Raw genomic sequence first — 5,871 nt, forward strand, 5'->3', positions numbered from 1 at the left:
CCATCAGCTGTCAGCAGACGGCTGATCCGGTCTCCAACGGAGCGGCGGGCGGCCAGCAGGCCGCCGAGGACGGATGAAGGTCCAGTGCGTCGATGCGATGACCTATCGTGTCGAGGACGGGTGCAACCACCTGCTGCTGGAAAAACGGCTGCCGGGCTGACGGCGCCTGGCGCCGGCCGGTCAGCCGGAGCGCGCCGTCGCATCGGCGGCAGCGTCGAGGAAACGGCCGGCCAGGGCGTTGAACGCGTCGGCAGCATGCCAGAACGGCGCGTGGCCGACCTCGTCCAGACGATGGCAGCGGCGCTCCCACAGATTGCCGAAGGCGACGCCGTCGAGATAGTCGAGCCTGATCAACGGGTCGGCGCTGCCGTTGATCACGGCCACCGGCACCGTGCTCTGCTCGATCACGAGCCGCTGGTCGACGCCCACGCCCTTGCGTGCTGAGGCGAACATCTGCTCACGGCACCTGCCGTCCGAACGCCGGATCGCCTGGCGCAGGAACGGTTCGACAGGTTCGCCGAACATGTGGCGGGCAAAGGCATCGATCTCCGCCTCATCGAGGATCCTCCGTCCCGGCAGCCCGCGATCCGGTGACGCGACGAAGCCTTCCGCCATGCCGTTGCGCCGGACGGGAGGCGTTCCGGTGAGGATCAGGCCTCTGATCCCGTCAAAGCGCTCCAGCATCTCGATGGCGATATGGCCGCCGAGCGACCAGCCCAGGATGGACACTTCGCTGATCCCGAGAAGCCTGAGCAGCTCGATGATGCAATCGGCAAAGCCGGGCAGCGAGTAGGTGCGCACCGGGTCCGCGGCATCATCGGACAGGCCATGCCCGGGAAGGTCGATGGCGACCAGGCGATACCGGTCGGCGAGCGCGCTCTGGAACTGGCGGGCGAACACGCCCCGGCAGGAGGAATTGCCGTGGATCAGCAGCAAGGGCGGCCCGTTCCCGCTGCTGCGCTCCACGAAGATCGAGCCATGGGAGGTCATGACGCGCTGCGTCAGCCGGGAAGCCTGCATGGGCGGTAGTTCCTCGATCGGGACAGGGAAGCTGCCCGAGTTCCCCTCGTCTCCCGCGGCGACATCGTCAAATCCAATGCTGCCGAATATTGCAGATGCAGCCAAATGGTCTGCTGCAGATGTAGTCAAATCTGAATGGGTGCCATCACGATTTCCTGCGCAAGGCGAACGGCGCATGGAGCGCCGCCCGCCCGGCAGCGATGCCCGCGGCAGCAGGAATGGGCCGGCCTCACTGGGACGTGTGGGCCGCACCCTGGGCGGCCTCGTCGATCACATCGGCGACGGCCTTGGGCTGGGTCAGGAAGACGACGTGGCTGCCTTCCACTTCCCTGGTGACGGCGCCGATGCGCCGGGCGGTGTGGCGCAGGAGCTTCGGGTCGATGGCCCTATCCTCCGTCGCCACGACCGCCCAGCTCGGCTTGGTGCGCCACGCGGCATGGGTGACCTTCTCGCCGAAGATCGCCATGTTGATCGGCACCTGCGAGTCACGCAGGAAGGCGGCGCCGGCATCGCTCGTGTCGCCGGCAAAGCCGATCTTGAACTTCTCCATGTTCACGAAGCCGAAGCCGTCCGCGCCGGTCTCGATGACGAAGCTCGGCGGGGCGGGAATCTCCGCGAACTGGTCGCCGGTCGATTCGCCGACATCGGGGGCCAGCGCCGAGACATAGACGAGGCCCGCGACCTTGGGGTCGACGCCGGCTTGGGTGATGACGGTGCCGCCATAGCTGTGGCCGACCAGGATGGTCGGACCGTCCTGGCGGGCGAGCACCCGGCTGGTGGCCGCGACGTCGTCGGCCAGCGAGGTCAGCGGGTTCTGGACGATGGTCACGCGATAGCCGCGCGCCGTCAGCTCGTCATACACGCCGCGCCAGCCTGAACCGTCGGCAAACGCACCGTGCACGAGCACGACATTCCGCGGCGCCTGGCCCACGGGCCTGCCGCCGGGCGATGCGGCATGGGCCGGGCCCGCGACACTCGCCGCGGCGGCGGCAGCGATGGCGAGCTTCTGGATCCTGCTGATCATGGGTGCATTCCTAACCAGGGTGGTCGGGGGGCGGAGTTGCATCCATTACAATAATAATTATCGCGATAAGCAATTACTTAGCGACATGCCGTTCCCTTGTCCAGATAAACTTATCGCGATATCCGTTATCGCATGTCCCACCATCCCCGGCCGGGAAGGAGCCTGCCATGACCGAGGACGCCGCCGGCCCGGTGCCGCTGGACGATCAGCTCTGCTTTGCCATCTACTCGGCGGGCATGGCCATCCAGCGCGCCTACAAGCCCCTGCTCGACGGGCTTGGGCTGACCTATCCGCAATATCTCGTGCTCAATGTCCTGTGGCGCTCGGACGGCCAGACCGTCGGCGGCATCGCCGAGCAGCTGGCGCTCGAATCGAGCACGCTGACACCGCTGCTCAAGCGGCTCGAAGCGGCAGGCATGGTCCGCCGGACGCGCAACCCCGCCAACGAGCGGCAGGTCGTGGTCGAGCTGACCGGGCCCGGGCGGGATCTTCGCGCCCGAGCCGGCTGCCTGGGCGAGGCATTGCTCGCGGCTTCCGCGCAGTCGCCAGCCCGGCTGGGTGAGCTCAACCGGGACATTAAGCGGCTGCGCGATGCCGTCTACCGCCATATCGGCGGCCAGGGCAGCGCGCAGCCCGACGGCTGACCGGCCGGCACCGGGAGGCAGTGGCTCGGCTCAGAACAGGAGTTCCACCCGAGCGTCGAGGAGGTAGCCCAGGCCGCGCTCGGTCCGGATCAGCCTGGGGGCGGCAGGGTCGGTCTCGATCTTGCGCCGGAGCCTCAGCACCTGGATGTCGATGCTGCGGTCGAAGACATCCTCATGCATCCTGGTCGCCCGCATGAGATGGGCACGGGAGAGCGGCCGCCCCGGTGCCTCGAGGAATGCCAGCAGCAGCGCGAACTCCTTCCTGGTCAGGCCGACCGCGGCACCTGCCGGGTCCTTCAGGACCCTGCTGCGATGGTGCAGTTCCCAGCCGGCGAAGCGGTAGCCGCCCTTGAGCGGGGCTGCCGCTGAGCGCCGGCCCGCCTGCTGGCGCCGCAGGATGGCGCGGGCCCGCGCCAGCAGCTCGCGAAGGTCGAGCGGTGCGCAGAGAAAGTCGTCGGCACCGAGCTCCAGCCCGACGACGCGGTCGATCGCGCCCTCGCCCTGCCCGGTGATCAGGATCACCGGCACGTCGGAGCATGCGCGAATCCGGCGCAGCAGGTCCAAGCCGTCGAAGGCGGCCGGCGAGACATCCAGCACCACGAGGCTGAACGGGCCGTGCTGCAGATGCCGTGCGGCATCGCCGCCGGACGAACCGAGGGCGAGGTAGCGATGATCCGCAAAGCAGCGCGTGATCCTGCTGCGGAGCCGGGGATCGTCATCGACCACCAGCACGCGGCCCAGGCGATGGGGCTGTTCGGGCGGCATCGGCCGGGCCTGGAAGGCCTGGGCATTCGCCAGACGATGCACCGGGCCTGGGGCTGCCAGGAAGGCTCGCCCCTTCCGGCTTTCCGCCACCTCGAGGGGTTCTTGCCAGCCTGCGCTGGTCATAGCCCATGCGCCGCACGCAGCATCTGGGCGGCCCGCTCGCCGATGATCGCACAGGGCGCCTGGGTGTTTCCGGTCGTCACCCGCGGCATGATCGAGCCGTCCGCCACGCGCAGCGCCTCGATCCCGTAGACCTTGAGCGCACCGTCTACGACGGACAGCTCATCACGTCCCATCTTCGCGGTGCCGCTCTGGTGCCAGTAGGTGACGGCGGCATCGCGGATATAGGTTTCCAGCGCTGCGCCGTTGAGCTCGCCCGGCATGGCCTCGCGCCGGACGAAGGGCCAAAACGCCTGGGCATTGCCCAGGGCGCGGCACAGGTCGACGCAGGCTTTGGCGGTCGTCATGTCCGCGGGCTCGGCCAGCATGTTCGCGTCGATCACGAGCGGGATCATCGGATCCGCGCTCTGCAGGCGCAGGCGGCCGCGACTTTCCGGGTGCGCCAGGCCGGCGAACATCGTCCAGCCATGCGCCGGCACGCCAAACGCCGCGGTACGCTCGCTCGGCACCGGGAACTCGACCTGGCAGAACAGGAGGTCCGGTGCGTCCAGGCCGGGGCGGCTCTTCCAGTAGAGCGTCGCCTCGCTGCCGCTGTTCCGCGGGGCGATCGGTTCCCGATATTCCCAGGTGCAGCCGAACGACACGTGGTCCTGAAAGTTCCGCCCCACGCCCGGCAGGTGCTGCACCACCGGGATCCCGAAGCGGCTAAGTTCCCGGAGATCGCCGATGCCTGAGTGCATCAGCAGCTTGGGCGTCTGGATGGCGCCCAGCGACAGCACGACTTCCGCGCCCGCCCCGATCGTGTGGACCTGCCCCGCGCGGACGACCTCGACGCCGATGGCGCGCCGGTCATGGATCACCACGCGGCGCACGACCGTGTCGGTCAGCACCGTCAGGTTGGGCCGGTCCAGCCAGGGTCGGACATAGGCGCGGTAAAGCGAATGGCGCCGGCCGTCGCGGATCAGCATGTCGGAGATGGCGGCACCCCCATCCCCTTCCATCATCGGGCCGTTGGGGTGGGCGAAGGTCGGGATGCCGAGTTCCCGGGCCGCGTCGAGCATGGCGTGCGCGACCGGGCTGGGATCGGCGGCCGGCTGGACCCAGACTGGCCCTGAACTCCCTCGGTAGTGGGGATCGGGCGTCCCCTGCCAATTCTCGATCCGGCGATAGATGCCCAGCACCGCATCATAGCCCCAGCCGGGGTCGCCTGCTGCCGAGGCGAAGAAGTCCCAGTCGCTGCGGTGCCCGCGCGCCCAGACCATGACATTGACGCTGGAGCCGCCGCCCAGCCCCTTGCCCATCGACATGGCAAGCGTGCGGCCGTTCAGATGCGGGTTCGGCTGCGCCTGGAACCCCCAGTCCCGCGCGCTGCCTAGGTTCTCGGGCCACCGGGCCGGATCCAGCACGGTCTCGGCATCGTCGCTGTCGCCGGCTTCGACCAGCAGCACCTGGACAGCCGCATTCTCTGCCAGACGCCGGGCCACCACCGAGCCGGAGGCACCGGCACCGCAGACGATGAAGTCGTAATGGGGCCGAAGCTCGGCGGTCAGCCGCACTTGGTTCTCCTGTGCCCGCCGGGGAAAATCTCGATCCTCGGGAGAGGCGGCATCTTTGGTCATCTGAAATGTCCTCCTTGCATGACCGGCCATCATGCACGCGGGGGCGTGCTCCGGACGATGCGGCCGGTTCCGTGGCCAGGGAGCGCTGTCATGGCGAGGCCCGCTGGCACTTGAGCCGTAAGGCCAATTATCAATTCTATCAAATTTAGCAACTCTTTCGTTTTTTGCGGCAACCACTATCCTTAAGGGCCAGCCGGCAACGGCAGGCGGTGGCGCGCTCCGGCGAGCCGCAGAAGGGACGTGATGAGAAAGGCGCAGAAGGACATCCTGACGACGGCGGACACGGCCAGGCTGCTCGGCGTTTCGGTGCGCACGGCCCAGTTGCTCATCGAGGGCGGCTCCATCCCGTCATGGAAGACGCCGGGCGGGCATCGCCGCGTTTACCGCGCCGACATCGAGGCATTGATCGAGGGCCAGCCAACCGCCATGCCCCTGCCATCCGCGACCGTCGTGGTCCTGGCATCGGCCGACCGGCTGCCCTGCTACGAGCGGCTGTTCGCCGGTATGGGCGAATGCACGGCAGAGCTCTTCACCGACACCCATGCAGCACTGCTCGCGATCGGCGCCATCCGCCCCTACGCCGTGCTGATCGATCTGGCGGATGCGGATCCTTTGCGGCTGGCGTTCCTGCAGAGCGTCCTGGCGGACCCGTCGCTGGGCCACAGCCGGATCCTGGCGG

General features: G+C 68.4%; 6 protein-coding genes. 2 read left to right on the forward strand and 4 right to left on the reverse strand.

The window, feature by feature from the left end; translation table 11 throughout:
- Window positions 1–180: 180 nt before the first annotated feature.
- Entirely contained in the window at window positions 181–1,020 is an 840-nt protein-coding gene (locus EQG76_RS25435) for an alpha/beta fold hydrolase (RefSeq protein ID WP_200841112.1), read from the reverse strand.
- Window positions 1,021–1,249: 229 nt separating this feature from the next.
- On the reverse strand, window positions 1,250–2,044 hold the full coding sequence (locus tag EQG76_RS25440; protein WP_159717499.1) for an alpha/beta fold hydrolase: 795 nt from the start codon (window positions 2,042–2,044) through the stop codon (window positions 1,250–1,252).
- 167 nt (window positions 2,045–2,211) lie between these two features.
- On the opposite strand from EQG76_RS25440, the gene EQG76_RS25445 reads away from it, so the two are divergent.
- Window positions 2,212–2,688: a MarR family winged helix-turn-helix transcriptional regulator gene (locus EQG76_RS25445; protein WP_159717501.1), complete on the forward strand. Its 477-nt coding sequence runs from the start codon at window positions 2,212–2,214 to the stop codon at window positions 2,686–2,688.
- A gap of 30 nt (window positions 2,689–2,718) precedes the next feature.
- On the opposite strand, the gene EQG76_RS25450 is transcribed toward EQG76_RS25445, so the two are convergent.
- Complete coding sequence (locus tag EQG76_RS25450; protein ID WP_159717509.1) at window positions 2,719–3,453, reverse strand: winged helix-turn-helix domain-containing protein; 735 nt, start codon at window positions 3,451–3,453, stop codon at window positions 2,719–2,721.
- A 119-nt stretch (window positions 3,454–3,572) separates the two neighbouring features.
- The gene (locus EQG76_RS25455) at window positions 3,573–5,192 is read right to left on the reverse strand and encodes a GMC family oxidoreductase (RefSeq protein ID WP_159717503.1); all 1,620 of its coding nucleotides are present in this window, start codon (window positions 5,190–5,192) and stop codon (window positions 3,573–3,575) included.
- A gap of 243 nt (window positions 5,193–5,435) precedes the next feature.
- On the opposite strand from EQG76_RS25455, the gene EQG76_RS25460 reads away from it, so the two are divergent.
- The coding region (locus EQG76_RS25460) for a helix-turn-helix domain-containing protein (protein ID WP_159717505.1) at window positions 5,436–5,871 on the forward strand (436 nt) is incomplete at its 3' end.

Source organism: Geminicoccus flavidas (assembly GCF_009806515.1).
GTDB lineage: Bacteria > Pseudomonadota > Alphaproteobacteria > Geminicoccales > Geminicoccaceae > Geminicoccus > Geminicoccus flavidus.